Origin of the sequence: Rhizobium sp. BK379 (genome assembly GCF_014193955.1) — a bacterium.
In the GTDB taxonomy this organism is placed as follows: Bacteria; Pseudomonadota; Alphaproteobacteria; order Rhizobiales; family Rhizobiaceae; genus Rhizobium.
In genome coordinates, this window is the sequence record NZ_JACIAD010000003.1 from 428,199 (window position 1) to 447,319 (window position 19,121).

Consider the following 19,121-nt stretch of genomic DNA (forward strand, 5'->3'; position numbering starts at 1 on the left):
TGCGGAGGCGAACGTCATCCGCCTGCGCGATCGCGGCAATGTTCTCGCTGCTGTTTACTCAGTCGCGCTCTCGATCGCCGCAGCGAGTCCATCAGCGTCAGTCAGGAACGGCAGGTGGCCCGCTTGCAGCGTCACCGTGCGGCGCACCGGCATGCTGCCAACCATCCTGGCCTGGAAGGCGGGACTGATAACCTGATCCACGCTGGTATGGACGTAGACCTTATCGACCTTCCCGAACCGGCTGTTCGTGAGGCGCACGGGGGTCACCAACGGAACCACGGGCTCGTCGAGGATGAGGCCCGGCAGCTTCTCCTTCAGAGGCGCCGGACCGTCATTGGCAAACAGTTCGGCACGCGCCGAGTATTCGACCACGGCAATCCCCTTTTCCTGGTCGATCCTCAGATGCGGCCCGATCTTGGCGTCGTGATCCTGCTGGGCCAGCGACAGGAGCGAGTCCCCGTCATGCGGGAGGTAAGCGGCGACAAAGACCAGTGTCTTGATCTTCTCTGACGCCCGCTCGGCGGCAGCAGCGATGACGATGCCGGCGAAACTGTGGCCGACCAAAATCACGGGACGATTGGCATTGGCAAGCGCAATGAGCACCGTATCGCGGTATAGATCGAGACTGACCGCGTCAGGGGTCATCGGGTTTGACGGTCGACCAGGCAAATCGATTGTCAGAACCTCATGACCGGCGGCCTGCAGCTTGGCTGCGACATGCCCCCAAACAAAGCCGCTGGCGAAAGCGCCGTGAACGAGAATGACGGGCGGCTTTTCTGCAGCCATGGCGGAGGCGTTTGAAGTAGAGTTTGGTACAGAGTTTCCGGCGGTCATTTCATTGTTCCTTCGCATTTTTGCTGGTAATTTCAGCGGCAGTCGGCAGGCAAAAACTAGGGGAAAGCCGGAGGTCGGGATATGCCACTGCTTCCGAAATACATGATGGATCGTCCGGAATGACGCAGGACTTTGGGATGTCGGCGGCACGCAATGACGTGCTGTCAGAGGTGTTGAAGCTGATCCGTCTACGCGGTGAGTTGGTTTACAGCGCTTTTCTCGGAGAACCGTGGGGGCTGCAGTTTCAGCCCGGACCCGCACACTTTTATTTCATTGAGACGGGTCAGGTCTTGGTGACACCGGCCGGCGAGAGGCCAACGCGGGTCAATCAGGGCGATCTTGTCTTGTTGCCATTGGGAAAAGGCCACGTGATCACCGACGCCCTGGGTTCACCGGCGGAGAATATCGGCTTGGTCGCGGCCGAACATTTCGATCGAGACGAGTTGGTACTGCGACATGGCGGTGACGGGCCAGTCAGCCAACTGGTCGGAGGCTTTTTCAGCTTCGAGGGAAGCCAGCTTCCCGCGGTCATGTCCGCGCTTCCGGCCTTGATTCACATCCCTCGCGGCGACGCCGGAACACCGCCATGGCTCGCAGCCATATCGCGTTTCCTGGTCGCGGAGGCACGGCAACCTGATCCAGGCTCGTCCCTGATGATTTCCCGCCTGATCGACCTCCTGGTCATTCGTACCTTGCGCAGTTGGGCAGCAATCGAGGCCAACCACATGGGATGGCTTGGAGGATTGGGCGAGGAGCGAATTGGACGGGTCCTCAACGCCATGCACGCTGATCCCTTCCGGCGCTGGACCGTGCAGTCGCTTGCCGAGATCGCAAGAATGTCCCGCTCCATTTTTGCAGAGCGATTTACCGCCGCGGTCGGCGAGCCGCCTCTGCGTTACCTGTCGCGATGGCGTCTCACAATAGCCGCCGACTTGCTCCGCAGCGGCGGATTGAAAGTAACCGAGGCGGCCTATCGCTGCGGATATGCGTCGGATGCGGCGTTCAGCCGTGCGTTCAAGGCCCATTTCGGCTATGCGCCGAGCGAGGCCAAGAACCGCCAATTGCCGTGAGTGTCATCGAGCGCAGTACGTAGCCTGCAGCTTACGAATGCAGGATCCGGGCTGGATGCGAATTAAAACTTTGCCGGGACAACGTCTGAGCCTGTCCGTCTGGTGACAGTTGGAAATTTGATAGATACCCTACTCCTGCCCTAGCTCCTTGAACTATATCCGCCGGGTTCGCAACGGTGATATCTTGGCGAGACTGCGAGGAGCCTGGCTTGATGATGGAGCCTATATGACTTCATCGCTCCCGAAGTGAGAGGATCTCGTCATGCTGAATTCCAAAACTTTGTTCGTGGCTTCGTCTCTGGCGTTGGCGATCACGGGATCCGCCTCCGCGCAAATGCCTCCGCAGCAGCCGGACTCGAAAGCCTTCAAGATTGGCTCCCTCGATCTGGTTTCGTTGCACGACGCCCAGTTCGTACTGCCCAATGACGGCAAGATCTTCGGTATTGGACACTCCCCGGAGGAAATTGGTGAAGTGCTAAAGGCGTCAGGTGCGCCGACCGATACCGTGACGCTGAGCGTAGATGCGTTGTTGGTGAAAGAGCCAGAGCGCGTGATCCTGATCGATACCGGGGTCGGTGGAGCGCTGCAGCAGTCCCTCGCTCAGGCAGGCACCAAACCGGAAGAGGTCACCGACATTCTGATCACCCATTCGCATCCCGATCACATGGGCGGCCTCGTTAAGGACGGCAAGCTGGCCTTCCCCAAGGCAACGATCCGCATGTCGTCGGCGGAATGGGAGTTTGCCAGGAAGAACGCCCAGCTTGCGGACGTCGTCAAGGTGATCGAAGGAAATGTGAAGACGTTCAATCCGGGCGTGGAGGTCGTGCCGCAGATAACTTCGGTCGGCTTGAAAGGCCACACACCGGGCCATGTCGGTTATGAAATCGTATCCGGCAAGGAGAAGCTGCTGGACATTGGTGACACGGTGCACAGCTCGATCATCTCGCTTGTAAAACCGGAATGGCTCGTTGGGTTCGACAATGACGAAAAGGGCGGCGAGAAGAACCGCATCGACACATTGAAGAAACTAGCGAAGGACAAGGAACTCGTCTTCACGCCGCACTTCCCCTTCCCGGGCGTCGGTCACATCGCAGCCGACGGCGATCACTTCTCGTGGCAGCCAAGCGTCCCGACAGCGAAGTAATCGTCCGGTCCGGAACGAAAGGCAGTTTGAGAAACGGAGCACCGATCTTGGCAATCTCGAGCCGGGTGTCTGGCGCGAATTTGCCTGTGAACAAACTATGCGAAAAGTTGTAATTTCCCGCGATCCGGGCAATCCGTTGGAAAGTATTCAATCTGAGAAATATTCATTTTGTTCAGATACAACTTGATCAGGACGAACATCTTTGAGCAAAGAAATTCCCAGCATCAATGATCTGGCACATCAATTTTATCGGGATCATAAGAAGGTTCTTGATCTGCTTGCGAAACCGAGCCCTGCGCTTGGCTTTGATGTCGCGGCTCAAAGATTGTTCGGCAAAAAGCCCGAGCGAAAGCAGGTGCTCGCAACTGTTGCCGGTCAATTCGTCTACTGTCGAATGGAAAAGAACCAGGTAACCTTCCTACCGGCTGCCTGGAAGGACAAACTGGACAACATGCAAAGCATTTGGATAGGCTGTGAGAACTGGTGGCTTGGATACCCGCTCATCACCTATCTGTCGACAAGGTCCGGCAAGAACGGTGCTGACGGCGAGCTGCATCTCAATATCGAGCTGGGCCCGCTTTCGGACCACCGGCTTCGAAAAGGAATTATCGCTACTCTCGCAGCGGAAGCATCCGCGAAAGGTCTGAAACGGATCGGGTTTCCTGCCGGAGCGGCCGACAACGGACGCCTATACTCCCGGTTTTTGCAGAAAAGCTCTGTTTCGCTCGATGATTCTTACAACGCGCATGAGGTCGAACAGAAAATGCGCCATCTCCTTGTTGAATTCGAACCAGAATTCGATTTTGTCGCAAACGTCATCCCGCAGTTCCCCATTTAAGAAACCACTATCTCCCGTTAGCTTGCCGTTAACCTTCTCGGGTGCAAATGCGTTAACGATAATTCGCGGGACGATTGAAATCGCAACCCACAGTAATGAGTTTCGACCCTCAAGGTCTATGCGTAACGGTCTCGCCATGATGACGAGCACCCCCAGTGGTTAACCGTTGAAGTGTTCCGACATCGCTAGCAGCCTGCGCCGGACCGGCTGAAGTCCGGGGGCTAGCCTATTCCCACGGGGCTTTAACGTGACCAGCATTCTGACGAACACATCCGCCATCGCCGCACTTCAGACGCTTCGAAGCGTCAACGCGGGACTTGAGAAAACACAGCATCAAGTCAGCTCCGGCCTCCGAGTTCAAAAGGCATCAGACAACGCGGCTTATTGGGCGATCTCGACAACGATGAGGTCGGACAACAGGGCATTTTCGGCTGTATCCGACGCCATCGAATTGGGGGCAGCGACGGTCGACACGGCTTATGCCGCGACATCGTCCATCATCGACATCCTCGGTGAATTCAAAGCCAAACTCGTTGCGGCCAAGGAAAAAGGCGTCGACAAATCGAAAATACAGGACGAACTCAACCAGCTTAGCGCGCAGGCGCAGGCAACCGTGATATCGGCGAGTTTCAGCGGCCAGAACTGGCTGAGCACCAACGCTTCGACGCACCTGATGGAAACCACCGAACTTGCAACCGATGTGGCCTCTTCCTTCGTCCGTTCGGAGAATGGAGCGGTGGCCGTCACGACGACGAAGGTGAACCTCAAGAACACCAGCATGCTGAACGCCGGAGGCGGCGGCATCCTGCAGAAGGAGCTTGGCGGTGTCGGCGACATCGGCGGCTTCCGAAGCACGGGCATCAATTCCGTGGCGCACGAAGGCCACGAAAGCCACAGTTTCACCGGCCCGGCGACTTTCGGCACCACGGACTACATCTCATTCGATCTGGTCGTGGATGCAGGTACACTTTCGGGAGGTATCACCTATTCCGGGCTGAGGATCGACAAGACGGTCATCGACTCCGCGCTAGGCACGAGCGACGGCACGATCCATGACGGTGCAGAGATGCGAAAAGTGCTCCAGAAAGTATTCGCCGACAACGCTGTCAAAGCGACCGCCAACGAGACAATGTTCACAGGCTCGACGACAGCAACGGATGTCTTTGAGATCGGTTCCCTTGAGACTTCCGGTCATCCAGGTTCCAGCATCGATATCTCCAATGTCGTATCCAATCTCGGAAGCTCGTATCCCGCCGGCTTCGCCATGGGCCTGGAAAACCCGCCGAGACAGAACCACGACAATATGTATCCGGAAGCGTGGTTCGATTTCACCAAGCCGTTCACCGTATCGCCGACGTCGCAGATTTTCTTCGACGCTCAGGTCGGCCCCGGCGCGCCTCAATCCTTCACGATCGACCGTGCGACCGTCGATGCGGCACTCGGCACGACCGACGGCACAGTTGGAAGTGCCGCGGACCTCGCGACCGTCATAGAATACGTCACGACCGGGATGGGCCTTTCGGTGACCACGTCCGGCAACCAACTGACGTTTTCCGCGGATCGGACGATGTTTCCGGAAGCAGGCAATCGCGCCGCCCGCGTCATGGTCGGGAATGTCACGTCCAATCCGACCTGGGCTTTGGAATTCGATCTCGCCGAAGTCGATGTGACGACCTCAAACTTCACTGTCGACGAATACCTGGTTGGCGTCGAATATATGCTCCATCGATCGACGACCAGCGGCAGCGTCCTTGGCTCCCTCGACAAGCGCCTGGGCATGCAGTCGGATTTCGTCAGCCATCTTCAGGCCAGCATGACATCCGGTATCGGACGCTTGGTCGATGCAGACATGGAAGAAGTATCCGCGAGGCTGACGGCCCAACAAACCCAGCAACAGCTGTCCGTCCAGGCACTTCAGATCGCCAATCAGGGACCGAGTTCGATTCTTCAGCTTTACTCGGGACGTCAGGGCTAGCGTGATGCGTCGGCGGCCGAGTCCGCCCGCCCGTTCTGGATACTCATCCCGCCGATCTAATTTCTAAAAGGCAGATTGCAGATGCAGGCGGACCGCACAGCCGGCTTTAGCGGGACTCTAGGGCTTGGGTCCCCGGCAGTACGGTCCGCGCGTCTTGCTCGCGGCGAAGACTTAAGTTCCAGCCCACCGTAAGAAGTGATCGATGGATATCAGCCGAATACAGATGGCAGGAAACCTGGTCTCCATTTCGTCACATCGCCCTGTCTGACTGGGAGTGAAGCTCAAGGCAGTCACCGAAACAGCCGCGCGCATGCCGGTCGCAATGACTAGGAGCAGCCGCGCTTCTGCATCCGCTTTAGGATTTTCGTTTTTTTCTCTACTTCATCACCGGGTCTCTTGCCGCCTGTCGTTCGCGACAAGCGATCCTGCATTTGTTCGCAGGTTTTGCGTGGGCGATTATCATCCCGATCCTTCCGGCGAGCGTCGGCTTCGTCCCCGCTGCTCAACAACATCGTCGCAGAAACAAGGCTGACGATTGCGGTTCTCACTTGGGGCTGCCTTCGGGATTCGGTTGATTGCGATCCACCAGTCGCGCGGGTTGATTATCAACCCTACCACAATCGGACGGCGGTTGGAGTGCGTCCGACCGCAATGATGTCGACGCATTTTGCACCATGGGGAACGGAAACGGCCTTCGGTAGCAGAACTGCCTGGCTGCGATTGCTTTGAAATACGGCACCTTGCTCCACGCGCGCGTGATCGCGCCACGCCCGGAAAGGAGACACCGGACGGGCTTTTCAACGAGGCGGTGTTCCGCTTGCCGGCAGGTTCCGGGACCAGTCGCAACCTCTACAAAAGTGACGTTATTATTCCGAGTCAACCAACACCCGAATAAAGTCGATTGCGCCGATCTCCGACTTTATGGTGAATATGCTGGGAATGCTGGATCTCATTGACCCAGGGGGGGAAGTATCGGTCAGAGGCAATATCGGCGCGACCCCTGAAGAAGAAGGACAACTACCCTCTCTTCGGGCCATATTTCAAATTCGGCACGTACCGGAGGCATTGACGAGCGAACCGGGATACAATCGTGCACTAAACTCTCCGCGCGGTCCGACCAGACACTTCGGCTCAATTGCGCTGTCACGCGTTTTTCACGCGACAATTTGCAACCATACGATTAACTCTCTCGCTCAAAACGTGTTGGCCGATCGTATCGCCGTGGGGTATTGCGTCATGAAATTCGACACCTCTACCGAATTTGATCAAGTCATCCTCATCTTCAAAGATCCCGGCCGACAGCTGATCGTTCGGACCGTGCAGGAGGCTGCCAACGCTTTGCTGAAAGACTGGCCGTCGGACGATGGCGAGGAGTTTTTATCTGCGGTGAAAGCGTGTGTCGACGTGATGACCGGAAAAGCCAGTAGCTGGGAGCTAAGAAGCGCGATCCTCCGGGCCGCTAATGAAGCTGGTGTGGCTGCGGTTGCCGTACTTCATTGAGCGATAGGCGCCCGCCATGGATCGTCCGGCGGGCCATATCTGCTTCAGGTCGAAGAGATGGTGACACTTAGCCCGATCCCGCCAGAAGTGACGCGTGCTCGGCAAGCTTGCGGGCGGCGAACTCTGTGAAGAGCCGAACACGCTTCGTCTTGCGTGTCTCACCCTGCGTGAGAAGCCAGAGCGTGCCGTACATGTGCAGCTCAGTTCCAGGTACCCTCACCAGCGCTGGATCGGCATCTCCGACGAAGCAAGGCAGCGTCGTCATTCCCAGCCCCTGCCGCACCGCGACGATCTGCGCCTCGGCATCCGTGACCCTGAACGGCACGCCTGAACTACGGGTCTCACCATGGCGGACCCATTCGGGAATACCGTGAGCGCTTATGACGATCCACCGGACAGGATCGGGCCCGCCGGCATTCCATGTGGGCAGCAGATCGCGAGACATGTAGATTGCGCCGAACACATCCGGCCCCTTCAGGCCGTGAAGATTGGGCGGCAGCGCCTTGCGGTCATAGACGACACGGATCGCGACGTCGGCCTCTCGGTTTGTCAGGTTCGCCAGGTCGCCGGATGACATGATGTCCATCTCGATGTCCGGATGCGAGCGCGCGAAGTCAGCGAAATCGGGCATGAGGAGGTGTGTCGCAAGTGTCGGGGCCAGCGTCACCCGCAGTAGCCCGCGCACGCTTTGGTCGCGACCGAGGACGCGGGTCTCCAACTGATGCGACGAGGCTTCCATCTGCTCCGCGAGCTCGCGTACCTCTTCCCCCGCCGCCGTTATGTGATAACCGGAAGGCAGCTTCTCGAACATCCGCGCTCCAAGACGCTCCTCAAGCTGGCCGATACGCCGAAGGACAGTGGAATGGTTCACGCCGAGAACCAGGGCAGCCGCCCGGACTGATCCGGCTCGCGCCACGGCAAGAAAATATCGAACGTCATCCCAGTCAACCATGGTGCATTCCGGCACCGCAGCGGTGCGCCCTCCAAACTACTTGCGGTCCAAATTACCTCTGCACGCTTAGAAAGCAAATCGGCTAGCCAATCAAACCGGATCGTTTTTGCACCACCCTTGTGCGTGCTTGCGCACTGATACCCGGAATCCGATGGCCCTATGTTGGTGTTCTCAGGTTTTGGCAGGGCACTTCCCCATACCCGCGGAACACAACGAAGGATGCACGACATGAACAGACTAACCGGAAAGACTGCCATTATCACCGGTGGTGCCACTGGCATCGGCCGTGCCGCGGCGAAGCGCTTCATCGAGGAAGGCGCCTTCGTCTTCATCTTCGGTCGCAGGCAGGAAGCGCTGGACGCGGCCCTGGCCGCTTTAGGGCCAAATGCCCGCTCGGTTCAAGGCTCGGTCTCCGACGAGGCGGACCTGGATCGTCTTTATGCGGCAGTGAAGGCCGAGCGCGGCACACTCGACATCGTCTTTGCCAACGCAGGAGCGGGAAGTCCGCTTCCTCTTGGCAAAATCACCGCAGAGCATATCGACGACACCTTCGACACCAATGTGAAGGGCACGATCTTCACGGTGCAGAAAGCGCTTCCGCTCATGGGACAAGGAGGGTCAATCATACTGACCGGATCGAGCGCAGGCACCACGGGCGCCCCGGCATTCACCGCCTACAGTGCCAGCAAGGCGGCGGTGCGCAACCTCGCCCGGACTTGGGCCGAGGACCTGAAGGGCACAGGCATCCGTGTCAACGTGCTCTCGCCCGGTGCAACGGCGACCGAACTCGCGAAGGATGCGCTTGGCGAGGAAGGGCAGAAGGCTTTCGCGTCGATCACCCCGCTCCAGCGCATGGCGGATCCGTCAGAAATCGCAGCTGTGGCCGCTTTCCTCGCGTCGCCGGACAGCAGCTTCATGACCGCCAGCGAAGTCGCCGTTGATGGCGGCCTGGCCCAGCTCTGACGCTCAGCCTGCTTGCGCCTTCGAAAAACGAGCGGGGCGCCTGGGAATTCATGAACCAAGGGAGAAGATTATGACCTATGCAATCATTGGCTTCGGCAAGATCGGCCAGGCTCTCGCCAAGGCATTCGCCCGAAGCGGCATTGAAGTATCCGTTGCCACCACTCGCGATCCGGAAAGCTTTGCATCTGAGGCCGCCGCGATTGGGCCCAGGATCATCCCGAAGACACTGACGGACGCAATCAAGGCGGACGTCATCTTTCTGGCTGTCCGTTTCGAGGCTCACCCCGATGTCGCAAAGGTGCTGTCGGACTGGAAAGGGAAGATCATCGTCGACGTTACCAATGCCTATGGGGTGCCCCTTGAGATGCTGAGAGACCAGCCTTCCGCCCGAGTAATTGCGAACGCGTTTGCAGGCGGCAAGGTGGTCAAAGGGTTCAACCATCTGGTCGCCGGGGTCCTTGAACAAGATCCGGATATCCACGGTGGCAAGAGGGTTGTGTTCCTGGCGAGCGACGACGAGGACGCGTCAAAGCAGATCGGCACGCTTGCGGAAAATCTCGGTTTTGCGCCGATCAACCTCGGCCGACTTTCCGAAGGCGGACTGCTCGTGCAGGCGCGCGGGAACAAATGGGGTCATCTGATCTTCAAGGACTTGGTCAAATTCAACTGATCTCGTTTTCGCAGACCCAAGAACAGCCGGAGAATCCAATGAGCAGCGGCGACAAGGAAGGGTTGCTGCCGCTATCGGCCGAAGACATCGAGTGGATCGTTCCCGGGAACGCCATCACAGACACTCAGGTGTCAACGCCACAAACAAGCCGTTCATGAATGACCGGCTCACAATTATCGTCGAGAACGGGAAAGTGGCGACCATCAGCGAATACATCGACACGCAGGCGCTGGCACGAGTTTCAGACGATGGCAGCGCGATCCGTGCGGCAAGACCGTCCTGCGCAACGGAACCTTTTGCTTCGATGAGTGATTAAATCGGCGACGGTGGATCTCCCTGTTCGTCGCCGGCCGATGATAAATCTCATCGGCCGCAATCGGGTCTCCCCAGAATGTGAACGCTTGGTAACTTGAAATATTAGAGGCGAAAGGCTTTATGCAGCCGATGAACTCGAAGCACTTCATCACGGCCATGAGCATTGCAGCTTTGACGGCATGCTCACATATCGAGCCTCTTGAGACGCCCCTCGCCCAGTCAGCAATCCCGCACGAGGCGCCTTTGACCGATCAAGCAGTGATTGCAGATACTGTCGGTCGCAGTCCTGTCGGCGCAAGCGCGCTCGCCTGGGCCAACCCGTCGACAGGCAGCGCGGGGGTTATCGAACAGATCGATGCCAGTACCGATGGACCGGACGGATGTCGCCGTTTTGTAACCAGCCGGCAATCGCTCGACGGCATGACGCGCTTCAATGGCGTAGCCTGCCCGTCAGGGGACAGTTGGAAACTGGGCGGGCAATAGGTCCAGTCCAACGTCGGTAGCCGATGCCGGCAGCCGTGAACGCTTTGCCGCTTAGCGATGGGGGCTGTCACGAAGGTCCTGCGATGCGGTCCACAAGGCGGGGTGCCTCCTCGGCGGTCACCAATATTATGCCTGACTTGCGGATAGAGGCGAAATCCAGCCCGGCGAAATAGAGGCCGGGCGGCCACGCCATCCTCGTTGATAGGCTGCCCCTCTGCATCGAGCGCACCGTCAAGCTTCATCCAATTGAAATCGCCCTTGAAGCCTGTGCACCACAAGAGCAAAAATCGGGTGCTTTATCCTGAACTCCTTCAAGCGGCTGTAAGCGCCCGCGAAGGTCCATGGTATTTCTGATTCAATCGCTAGTGGAATCGATAGAAGTCTACCGGATATCACATCGCAATGACGAGACGAGCCTGCAGGCCCTGTCTTGCGGCGTCCTTTAGTACATGCTCAATTTGATTTTCGATTGTGGAAACTCAGTCTATGCTGTCGCTTGTCGGGATGAAGTTGGCAAGCAGGCTCGAATTCTCGCAACAATGCGTTCGTTCGCCTCGTAAGACGTCTCCTCGTCCCTGGTCGCGAGCGTTGAGGGGTTCAGGACGAGCGAGTCGAAGCTTACCGAACTGGTCGTCTCATCCGTATTGAGGCAGACTTCGTCGAAGAGTTCGAGGCCTGGAGCACGACCTAGATGGCGCGCTTCGGCTAAGAGGATTCAGAAGTGAAATTGTTTCTGCTCCTGCCCCTGATTGCGATTGTCTGTTCGGGCTGTTCGACCGAGCCACCCACCGTGTCCCGAGCGGTGCGCCCTCAAAGCCGTCACGCATCACACCTTCCCCAAGCGCCAAGCTGTGAAAGCAAGCCTAATTTTGAAGGGATGTTGCGTACACTCTGCTATTGAGGCTTGTTTGTGCGCCTGGACCGCAGCCGGCCTCAGTCATGAGAAATGCAACGCGCGCAGTTACGGAGAGGCCAGCGAGAGGGCGGTCGAATTTACGCGCCGGCAGATCGGCATCTTGAGCAGCGGCGGTCATTTCCCTGAAATCGATATCGCAACAACAGGGACCTGGGCTGCCGATCCCGCTCGCACGACCTACCTCCTGGACGTGAGGACGCCGGCTGTTTCCTCGGCAATCTTTCCAGATCCAGTAGCGGAACCGATACCATCCTAACGGCTGGCCCCGGCGCTAAGCCTCTCTATGCTTGGCTGCAGCAAGAATGGTCTCCCCGATATCGGCAAAGCCGAGGCCGGCCGGCCGGGTCGAAATCCACCGAGGGGCATGTGAGAGCTGCGGCAAAATCGACAGGACATTGTTCACGCCGAAAGAATTGTCGATGTAGCCGAACATCGGTGCATCGTTGCGGGAATCGCCGACAAAAGCCGTCGCCAGCGGAACTGCTTGCGGGCTGAGGCCAAATTCCTCGATCAAGAGGCGTTCGCTCATCGAGCGTTTGTCGTAATTGCCGATCCATGTGTTGATATGGATCGAACTGATGGCGACGGTTGCCCCACGGTCACGCAGACAAGCCGCCAAGCGGTCTACCTCGGCCGGTGGATGGCCAACGATATCAATGGCGACGTCCGCCAGCCGAAAGGCTTGATCATGTGCAATCTGAAAGCCCAAGCCCTCACTTGCGATAATGTCGACGACCGTTTGGAGATGGCGCCGTTGACGCTCGGTCTGGACCGCCTGTCCCTCCCAATAGTCGAAGACCACATCGCGCCCTCGGCGGAAAACTGCATAGGCGCCGCTTTCGCCTATGACCGCCTTGACGGGCCAGGCGCGAACAATGTGCTCACACCAACCGGCAGAACCGCCAGTGACCGGAATAACCGCAATACCGGCATCGTTCAGATCCCAAAGCACCTGATAGGTCTCCGGGAGCAACTGTCCGTCGGTCGTCAGCGTGTCGTCAATATCGGTGAAGAGGTAACGCACGCCCCGAAGGTCGTCAGCAGATGGAGTTCGATCAACAAAAGTCATCAATTTTCCTCGCCGCTTGTGACGATTTCGACGCCGCTTGCGGCAAGCGCTTGCCGGATCTGCGGTTCGCCCGGCAAGCGATCCGTGTAGAAGCGGTTGAGTTGTTTGAATGGAGCAACGCGAACAGCCGCCGTGCGCTCCCATTTGCTGACGTCGGCCGCGAGAAAGCGCGTCTGCGAATTCTCGATCAGAGCATTGGTTATCTGCGCCTCACCGTAACTGAAATCCATGATACCGTTAGTCACACTCAGTGCACCGGCGCCAAAGACCGCATAATTGGCGTAGAATTTCTCGATGAACTTGATGACGTCAGCGCCAACCACGTCGCGGTCGTCGTGACGTAGCAAGCCGCCCGTCAAATGCACTTCGACGCTCGGCGCGTCGCAGAGCGTAAGCGCCACATGGATATTGTTGGTTACGACGGTCAGCCCCTTGTGGTCGCGCAGCGCCTCGGCCACGAACTGAACGGTGCTGCCGACCCCGAGAAAGACGGTCGAATCCGGACCGATATCACTGGCCAGGCGCCTGGCGATCGCCCGTTTGGCGCGCTTGTTCAACTGCGCTCGTGCATTGAGCGAGATATTGCTGCCCTCGATCGGGAGATCCACTCCACCGTGAAATCGCCGTGCAAAACCAAGGTCGCACAGCGTATTGATGTCGCGGCGTATCGTCTGCGTCGTCAGGTCGTATCGACGCGCAAGCTCCTCGATAAACTGGGTCCCTTCACTCTCGATCAACGCCAGGATTTCACGCTGTCGCGCCGAGATCATGCGCTGCGCCATCGGCTGTCCCTACTTTAGAAAGAGGCTCGGATCATCGGTTATCACACCTGTCAGCCCTGCCGGCCAGAAGGACGTCAGCAAGCGGGGGTCGTTGCATGTCCATGCGCGAACTTTGATGCCGCGAGTTGCGGCCTCTTCCAGGAATCCGATGCTCAGCGATTTGTAAAGGAGATGGATGGTCTGCGCCGGCACAGCGGCAAGTCGGTCCACCCAGTCCTCGGGAAGCTTGCTCCAGAGCATGGCAAGATCATAGTTCGCATCCAGCTTATGCATCGCCCGCAATGCGTCAGGATCGAAGCTCGAGATCATCACTTGCGTGTGCGCTGCGCGACTTTGGAGATGCTCATGGACCGTTCTCGTCAGCTGCTCGAGCGACGTCTGATGCGGATGCTGCTTGATTTCGACATTGATGTTGAGACCAAGGCGGCCCAGTTCCGGTACGACATCGGCAAGCAGCGGGATCTTTTCTCCCTTGAATTCCTCGCCGAACCACGAGCCTGCATCGATCCCGGAGAGATCGGCGGCTGTCATATGCTTGAGGTGCCCTTTCGAAGAGGAGCAGCGATCGACCGTTACGTCATGAATGACGACGGCGGTTCCGTCGCCAAGAAGCGCCACATCCAGTTCGACCCACTCCGCGCCCTGGTCGGCTGCCGCCTTGAATCCGGCGATCGTGTTTTCGGGCGCGACAGCGGATGCGCCGCGATGAGCCTGAATTTCATTCTTGGCCAAGTCCGAAGCCAATATATGCTGTGTCATCATGTTCACTTCTCAAAATAAAGTTCAGTATTGTCGAAGTCGTGCTTGCGCGGCTTCGGGTCAGAGATCGTCCGTTCGCCTGCCTGTCTGGCGATTGAAGGGATGGATGGATGCAACGCGAATATAAACCGGGATTTTGGCGGCTTCGCTAAAATCAGGTCTTCCCGGAACGGTCACAATGGCGGTCTGATTGCTTTCGTCCAGGCGGATGTGCAAATGGCTCTCGCCACCGATCGGCTCAAGGAGTTCGACTATTGCATCGAGACGGATAGACGGTTCGCTCGGCTTCTCCGTGAATATGTCATCGGGTCGAATACCGAGCGTATCCGTCGCATCCGGCAGAGTGAGCAGACCATCGCCGTCCGCTCGCCTGACCAGTTCGAGTGGCAGAATGTTCATCGGCGGCGAACCGATGAAGCTCGCGACAAAGAGGCTAGCGGGACGGTCATAGACGTCGACCGGCGTGCCGACCTGTTCGACGAGACCGCCATTCATGACCACGAGGCGATCGGCCAATGTCATGGCCTCCAGCTGATCGTGCGTGACATAGATGCTGGTCGTCTTCAGCCGACGTTGTAGACGGCGAATTTCCACGCGCATCTGTACACGCAGCTTGGCATCGAGGTTAGAGAGCGGTTCGTCGAAGAGAAAGGCAGCAGGCTCGCGGACGATTGCGCGTCCCATTGCGACGCGCTGGCGCTGACCGCCGGACAGCTGTCGCGGTTTGCGCTCGAGCATCGGACCGATCTCGAGGATCTCGGCAACCTCGGCAATCCGGCGATCGATCTCTGTCCTCGGCGTGCCTCGATTCTTCAGACCGTACTCAAGGTTCTTGCGAACACTCATATGTGGATAAAGCGCATAGTTCTGGAAGACCATGGCGATGTCCCGTTCGGCAGGTTCCGCCTTGTTGACATTGCGTCCGGCGATCTGGATCTCGCCGTCGCTGACTGTTTCAAGGCCTGCTATCATTCGCAACAAGGTTGATTTTCCACAGCCCGAGGGGCCGACCAAGACAATGAATTCGCCGTCCGCGACTGAAAGGTCGATACCTCTGACCGCGGGGACCGAACCATAGTTCTTCTTGATGTCAATTATATTGATCGCTGCCATTTTTTATTTCTCCGTTTCGACCAAGCCCTTAACGAAAAGGCGCTGCATGGCGACGATGACGAGGACAGGAGGAAGCGCTGCCAGGATGACGGCTGACATGACAAGGTTCCAACGCGGCTCGGCATCGGCCACAGCCGCCATGCGCTGAATTCCCATCACCACAGTGTAAAGGCTCTGATCGGTCGTGATGATCAGTGGCCAGAGATACTGGTTCCAGCCGAGTACAAAGAGGATGATGAAGAGCGCCGCGATATTGGTGATCGATAGCGGCAGGAGGATATCCCAGAAGAATTTCATCGGCCCTGCCCCATCGACCCGCGCCGCTTCCATCAACTCATCCGGTACGGTGAGAAAAAACTGGCGGAACAGGAATGTCGCTGTTGCCGACGCGATCAGCGGGACGATCAGCCCGCCATAATTGTTGAGCATGCCGAGGTCGGCGACGACCTTGTAGGTCGGCACGATACGCACCTCGACCGGCAACATCAGGGTGATGAAGATCATCCAGAACGCCAATGTCCTGAAGGGGAACCTGAAATAGACGATGGCGAAGGCCGACAGGATCGAGATCGCAATCTTGCCGACTGCAACACCGATCGCCATGATCAGGGAATTGAGCATCATCGGGCCGATGGGCGGCGCGCCGGCATTCGTCATGCCGGCCGTCAGCATCGTGGAATAGTTCTCGATCATATGCGTGCTCGGCGTCAGCGGCACGACCCCGGACAGAAAGTCGTTAGGCCCGTGTGTCGATGCGATGAAGGCGACATAGACCGGGAAGACCACGACGACGACGCCGACGATCAGAACCAGATGCGCAAGAAGAGTTAGGAAGGGGCGATTTTCGACCATCGTCATTATCCTCAGTACTGTACGCGCCGCTCGATGAATCGGAACTGGATGGCTGTCAGGGCGACGACAATCAGCATCAGGATCACGGATTGGGCGGCCGAAGAGCCTAGGTTAAGTCCGATAAAGCCGTCGAAATAGACTTTGTAGACGAGGATCTCGGTCGCTCGCGCGGGACCGCCTTGCGTTGTTGCATGGATGATGCCGAAGGTGTCGAACATCGCGTAGACGATGTTGATCACGACGAGATAGAAGGTCGTAGGCGAGATCAGCGGGAAGACGATCGTCCAGAAGCGCTTGACGGGACCCGCGCCGTCAATGGCGCCCGCCTCCTGCAGGGACTGCGGCACGGATTGGAGTGCGGCCAGGAAAAACAGAAAATTATAGGATATCTGTTTCCAGGTCGCAGCGATGACGATGAGTGCCATCGCATCGTTGGGATTGATCAGATGGTTCCAGTTGACGCCCATCGATCGCAGGAGATAGGCGACAATGCCGATCGACGGATTGAACATGAACCACCAGAGGATGCCCGCAATCGCCGGCGCAACCGCGTAGGGCCAGATCAGGAGCGTCGAGTAAAGGCGCGAGGTGCGCAGCACGCGGCCGGCGGCAGCCGCCAGTATCAAGGCGATCGACGTCGACAAGCCCGTCACCAGAACGGCGAAAAGCAGCGTGTGGCCAAAGGCATCGAGATAGAGCGGATCGGCGAACAGGCGACGGTAGTTATCAAACCATACGAAGCTCGTTTTGAAGCCGAAGGCGTCCTGGCGCAGGAATGACTGCCAGAACGCGGTTGCGGCCGGCCAGAGAAAAAAAACTATTGTCACAAGGATCTGCGGGGCAATCAGCAGATAAGGGAGAAGCTTGCCCGGAAAGACAGTCCGTTTGGTTTGCATGAGCCCTCACGTCCCGATGGGTTGATGGGCGAAGGGCCGGTATGAACCGGCCCTTCGGTAGGGACTACTGATTGGCGGACTGGAAATCGCGCAGCTGTTCGTTGCCGCGTGTGACGACGGAATCGAGCGCTTCCTTGGCGGTCTTCTTGCCTGACAGAAGGGCCGCGAATTCATCATCGATGATGCCGCGAACCTGAACGTAATTGCCAAAACGGATACCCTTGGAATTCTCTGTCGGGGTCACGCGCGTCAGCTGTTTGATGCCGATGTCCGAACCAGGGTTCTTTGCGTAGTAGCCTTGATCCTGGCCGAGCTTGTAGGCCGCTTCGGTGATCGGCAGGTATCCGGAGAACTGGTGCCAGTCGGCCTGAACCTCAGGCTTTTGCAGATAGGTGTAGAACTTCGCGACACCCTTATATTCTTCCTCTGGCCGTCCCTTCAGCGTCCACAGCGTGGCGCCGCCGATGATGGAATTCAGAGGCTGCTGGATGACATCATTATAGTAGGGCAGAGGGGCAAAACCGACTTCGAAACCCTTGGCATTGTTCACGACGCCAGCCCGGCCGGCCGATGAGTTCATGTACATGGCGCATTCCTGCGAATAGAACATCGGCGGGGCATTGTCGCCGCCGCCAGGACCGCCGAACTTGAACAGGCCTTCGTCCTGCCACTTCTTCAAATTGTCCCAATGACGCACCGTCAGGTCATTGTTGAAGGTGAACTCTGCATCGAGGCCGCCAAAGCCGTTGGCCTTGGTCGAATAGGGCTTGTCGTGCAGCGCATTGAGGTTCTCAGTCTGAATCCAGGAGATCCAGGCGCTGGTGAAACCGCATTTGGCCGCACCCGACTGCATGATCTTGCGAGAAAATGCCTCGACATCGGCCCAGGTCTTTGGCGGCGTTTCCGGATCAAGGCCCGCCTTTTTGAAGATATCCTTGTTATAATACATGATCGGGGTCGAGGAATTGAACGGCAGGGACAGGACGTTGCCGTTCGTGTCCGAATAGTATCCGACGACTGGGGCGATGAACTGGCTCTGATCCCAAGCCTCGCCTTCATCCTTCATGAGCTGATACACGGGATAAATCGCGCCTTGCGCGGCCATCATCGTTCCTGTTCCAACCTCGTAGACCTGGACGATTGCCGGCTGCTGGTTGGCGCGAAAAGCAGCAATGGCGCCGGTCAGGGTTTCGTCATAGGTGCCCTTGAAGACGGGAACGATCTCGTAGTCGCTTTGCGACGCGTTGAATCCCTTGGCGATCTCCTCCAGTTTTGCACCATTCTCGCCACCCATCGCGTGCCACCATTGAATCTTGGTTGCCGCCATGGCCGGCGCGCTCAAGGACAGGCTCAGCAGGCCCGCGGATAGATAACAAGCAGCCTTATTCATCTCTCACTCCCAATGTTGATCCGTGGAGCCTCCCGCTCCGAATGCGACGCAAACCCTACCAGCTGACATTCATATTGCAATCAATTAATGTTCAAATGAACATCCGTGTCAAAGTAACGCTTCGACGGGCTCGGCAAAATTAGAGAGATTCGGGAAAATCGCGGTGGGATTCGTGCTTTTTCGCACGATCTCACACATCTTGCCGACATGGATGAACCTTGACAAAAAGGCAGACGTTCGAATGAACATATGGCAGATATCGAAATGGCAGGATGTGCCGCTCGCCGTTTCGAGCTGTCTAACTGGTCGGGAACGCAAGCCGCGCGCCGATTCGTAACGATTGGCCGGTGACAAAGAAGTGTGCCGGAGCTCAGATCACGCCCGCAGTTCAGGACGCAGAACCGGTCAGACCGCCCACACCCGAGTGGTCCCTTCAGGGTCGGCGTTCGTCCGCGGCCGGATCTTCCTTATTCCAAGCGCCACCGGGACCGATCTTGAAATCGCCCCCACTTCTTCCGAGCGAAACCGCGGTTCGGCAGATCTGCCCCCATTCAGGTACGAGGCCGATTGAGACGAGCGACAAAAGGTGCGGTCACAGAT

Annotated in this window: 18 protein-coding genes and 1 pseudogene; 9 read left to right on the forward strand and 10 right to left on the reverse strand. The window is 57.8% G+C overall.

What is annotated here, in order from left to right:
• Window positions 1-54: 54 nt before the first annotated feature.
• Window positions 55-834, reverse strand: a complete 780-nt coding sequence (locus FHT93_RS18330) for an alpha/beta fold hydrolase (RefSeq protein WP_112970474.1) — start codon at window positions 832-834, stop codon at window positions 55-57.
• 119 nt (window positions 835-953) lie between these two features.
• Between FHT93_RS18330 and FHT93_RS18335 the strand changes: the two genes are divergently transcribed.
• The 4 genes from FHT93_RS18335 to FHT93_RS18350 all read left to right on the forward strand — a co-directional run bounded on the left by FHT93_RS18335 (window position 954) and on the right by FHT93_RS18350 (window position 5,861).
• Entirely contained in the window at window positions 954-1,904 is a 951-nt protein-coding gene (locus tag FHT93_RS18335) for an AraC family transcriptional regulator (protein ID WP_210299325.1), read from the forward strand.
• Window positions 1,905-2,166: 262 nt separating this feature from the next.
• Window positions 2,167-3,048, forward strand: a complete 882-nt coding sequence (locus FHT93_RS18340) for an MBL fold metallo-hydrolase (protein ID WP_018114432.1) — start codon at window positions 2,167-2,169, stop codon at window positions 3,046-3,048.
• Window positions 3,049-3,250: 202 nt separating this feature from the next.
• Window positions 3,251-3,886 carry a hypothetical protein gene (locus tag FHT93_RS18345; RefSeq protein ID WP_183848785.1) on the forward strand — a complete coding sequence of 212 codons (636 nt, stop codon included), beginning with the start codon at window positions 3,251-3,253 and terminating at the stop codon, window positions 3,884-3,886.
• A gap of 247 nt (window positions 3,887-4,133) precedes the next feature.
• Window positions 4,134-5,861, forward strand: coding sequence for a flagellin (locus tag FHT93_RS18350; protein ID WP_183848787.1), 1,728 nt, complete (start codon window positions 4,134-4,136; stop codon window positions 5,859-5,861).
• A gap of 635 nt (window positions 5,862-6,496) precedes the next feature.
• Here the strand turns inward: FHT93_RS18350 and FHT93_RS36005 are convergent.
• Window positions 6,497-6,610: pseudogene (locus FHT93_RS36005) on the reverse strand (AbrB/MazE/SpoVT family DNA-binding domain-containing protein); the annotation flags it as partial.
• A gap of 487 nt (window positions 6,611-7,097) precedes the next feature.
• On the opposite strand from FHT93_RS36005, the gene FHT93_RS18355 reads away from it, so the two are divergent.
• A complete protein-coding gene (locus tag FHT93_RS18355; protein ID WP_183848935.1) occupies window positions 7,098-7,361 on the forward strand; it encodes a DUF982 domain-containing protein in 264 nt (87 codons plus the stop codon).
• Window positions 7,362-7,428: 67 nt separating this feature from the next.
• On the opposite strand, the gene FHT93_RS18360 is transcribed toward FHT93_RS18355, so the two are convergent.
• Complete coding sequence (locus FHT93_RS18360) at window positions 7,429-8,313, reverse strand: LysR family transcriptional regulator (RefSeq protein WP_183848789.1); 885 nt, start codon at window positions 8,311-8,313, stop codon at window positions 7,429-7,431.
• A gap of 228 nt (window positions 8,314-8,541) precedes the next feature.
• On the opposite strand from FHT93_RS18360, the gene FHT93_RS18365 reads away from it, so the two are divergent.
• The 4 genes from FHT93_RS18365 to FHT93_RS18380 all read left to right on the forward strand — a co-directional run bounded on the left by FHT93_RS18365 (window position 8,542) and on the right by FHT93_RS18380 (window position 10,744).
• Complete coding sequence (locus FHT93_RS18365; protein ID WP_183848791.1) at window positions 8,542-9,276, forward strand: SDR family oxidoreductase; 735 nt, start codon at window positions 8,542-8,544, stop codon at window positions 9,274-9,276.
• Window positions 9,277-9,346: 70 nt separating this feature from the next.
• Complete coding sequence (locus FHT93_RS18370) at window positions 9,347-9,946, forward strand: NADPH-dependent F420 reductase (RefSeq protein ID WP_183848793.1); 600 nt, start codon at window positions 9,347-9,349, stop codon at window positions 9,944-9,946.
• 154 nt (window positions 9,947-10,100) lie between these two features.
• The gene (locus FHT93_RS36010) at window positions 10,101-10,262 is read left to right on the forward strand and encodes a hypothetical protein (RefSeq protein ID WP_348649776.1); all 162 of its coding nucleotides are present in this window, start codon (window positions 10,101-10,103) and stop codon (window positions 10,260-10,262) included.
• A gap of 242 nt (window positions 10,263-10,504) precedes the next feature.
• Window positions 10,505-10,744, forward strand: coding sequence for an RT0821/Lpp0805 family surface protein (locus FHT93_RS18380; RefSeq protein WP_246781630.1), 240 nt, complete (start codon window positions 10,505-10,507; stop codon window positions 10,742-10,744).
• A 1,187-nt stretch (window positions 10,745-11,931) separates the two neighbouring features.
• On the opposite strand, the gene FHT93_RS18385 is transcribed toward FHT93_RS18380, so the two are convergent.
• From FHT93_RS18385 to ugpB, 7 genes are all read right to left on the reverse strand, one after another.
• Window positions 11,932-12,729: an HAD-IIB family hydrolase gene (locus tag FHT93_RS18385; protein WP_183848797.1), complete on the reverse strand. Its 798-nt coding sequence runs from the start codon at window positions 12,727-12,729 to the stop codon at window positions 11,932-11,934.
• Window positions 12,729-13,511, reverse strand: a complete 783-nt coding sequence (locus FHT93_RS18390; protein ID WP_183848799.1) for a DeoR/GlpR family DNA-binding transcription regulator — start codon at window positions 13,509-13,511, stop codon at window positions 12,729-12,731. The genes FHT93_RS18385 and FHT93_RS18390 overlap by 1 nt, the downstream gene beginning before the upstream one ends.
• A gap of 9 nt (window positions 13,512-13,520) precedes the next feature.
• A complete protein-coding gene (locus FHT93_RS18395; protein ID WP_183848937.1) occupies window positions 13,521-14,270 on the reverse strand; it encodes a glycerophosphodiester phosphodiesterase family protein in 750 nt (249 codons plus the stop codon).
• 60 nt (window positions 14,271-14,330) lie between these two features.
• On the reverse strand, window positions 14,331-15,383 hold the full coding sequence (locus tag FHT93_RS18400) for a sn-glycerol-3-phosphate import ATP-binding protein UgpC (protein WP_112542599.1): 1,053 nt from the start codon (window positions 15,381-15,383) through the stop codon (window positions 14,331-14,333).
• Between the two features lie 3 nt (window positions 15,384-15,386).
• Window positions 15,387-16,235, reverse strand: coding sequence for a sn-glycerol-3-phosphate ABC transporter permease UgpE (ugpE, locus tag FHT93_RS18405; RefSeq protein WP_112542600.1), 849 nt, complete (start codon window positions 16,233-16,235; stop codon window positions 15,387-15,389).
• An 11-nt stretch (window positions 16,236-16,246) separates the two neighbouring features.
• Complete coding sequence (gene ugpA / locus FHT93_RS18410) at window positions 16,247-17,131, reverse strand: sn-glycerol-3-phosphate ABC transporter permease UgpA (protein ID WP_112970482.1); 885 nt, start codon at window positions 17,129-17,131, stop codon at window positions 16,247-16,249.
• Between the two features lie 64 nt (window positions 17,132-17,195).
• Window positions 17,196-18,521 carry a sn-glycerol-3-phosphate ABC transporter substrate-binding protein UgpB gene (gene ugpB / locus FHT93_RS18415; RefSeq protein WP_113147726.1) on the reverse strand — a complete coding sequence of 442 codons (1,326 nt, stop codon included), beginning with the start codon at window positions 18,519-18,521 and terminating at the stop codon, window positions 17,196-17,198.
• Between the last annotated feature and the right edge of the window lie 600 nt (window positions 18,522-19,121).

Bases quoted from the DNA above. Each gene is read 5' to 3' on its own strand.
- FHT93_RS18330 (WP_112970474.1), bottom strand. From the start codon at position 834: ATGACCGCCGGAAACTCTGTACCAAACTCTACTTCAAACGCCTCCGCC.
- FHT93_RS18335 (WP_210299325.1), top strand. From the start codon at position 954: ATGACGCAGGACTTTGGGATGTCGGCGGCACGCAATGACGTGCTGTCA.
- FHT93_RS18340 (WP_018114432.1), top strand. From the start codon at position 2,167: ATGCTGAATTCCAAAACTTTGTTCGTGGCTTCGTCTCTGGCGTTGGCG.
- FHT93_RS18355 (WP_183848935.1), top strand. From the start codon at position 7,098: ATGAAATTCGACACCTCTACCGAATTTGATCAAGTCATCCTCATCTTC.
- FHT93_RS18360 (WP_183848789.1), bottom strand. From the start codon at position 8,313: ATGGTTGACTGGGATGACGTTCGATATTTTCTTGCCGTGGCGCGAGCC.
- FHT93_RS18365 (WP_183848791.1), top strand. From the start codon at position 8,542: ATGAACAGACTAACCGGAAAGACTGCCATTATCACCGGTGGTGCCACT.
- FHT93_RS18370 (WP_183848793.1), top strand. From the start codon at position 9,347: ATGACCTATGCAATCATTGGCTTCGGCAAGATCGGCCAGGCTCTCGCC.
- FHT93_RS36010 (WP_348649776.1), top strand. From the start codon at position 10,101: ATGAATGACCGGCTCACAATTATCGTCGAGAACGGGAAAGTGGCGACC.
- FHT93_RS18385 (WP_183848797.1), bottom strand. From the start codon at position 12,729: ATGACTTTTGTTGATCGAACTCCATCTGCTGACGACCTTCGGGGCGTG.
- FHT93_RS18390 (WP_183848799.1), bottom strand. From the start codon at position 13,511: ATGGCGCAGCGCATGATCTCGGCGCGACAGCGTGAAATCCTGGCGTTG.
- FHT93_RS18395 (WP_183848937.1), bottom strand. From the start codon at position 14,270: ATGACACAGCATATATTGGCTTCGGACTTGGCCAAGAATGAAATTCAG.
- FHT93_RS18400 (WP_112542599.1), bottom strand. From the start codon at position 15,383: ATGGCAGCGATCAATATAATTGACATCAAGAAGAACTATGGTTCGGTC.
- ugpE (WP_112542600.1), bottom strand. From the start codon at position 16,235: ATGGTCGAAAATCGCCCCTTCCTAACTCTTCTTGCGCATCTGGTTCTG.
- ugpA (WP_112970482.1), bottom strand. From the start codon at position 17,131: ATGCAAACCAAACGGACTGTCTTTCCGGGCAAGCTTCTCCCTTATCTG.
- ugpB (WP_113147726.1), bottom strand. From the start codon at position 18,521: ATGAATAAGGCTGCTTGTTATCTATCCGCGGGCCTGCTGAGCCTGTCC.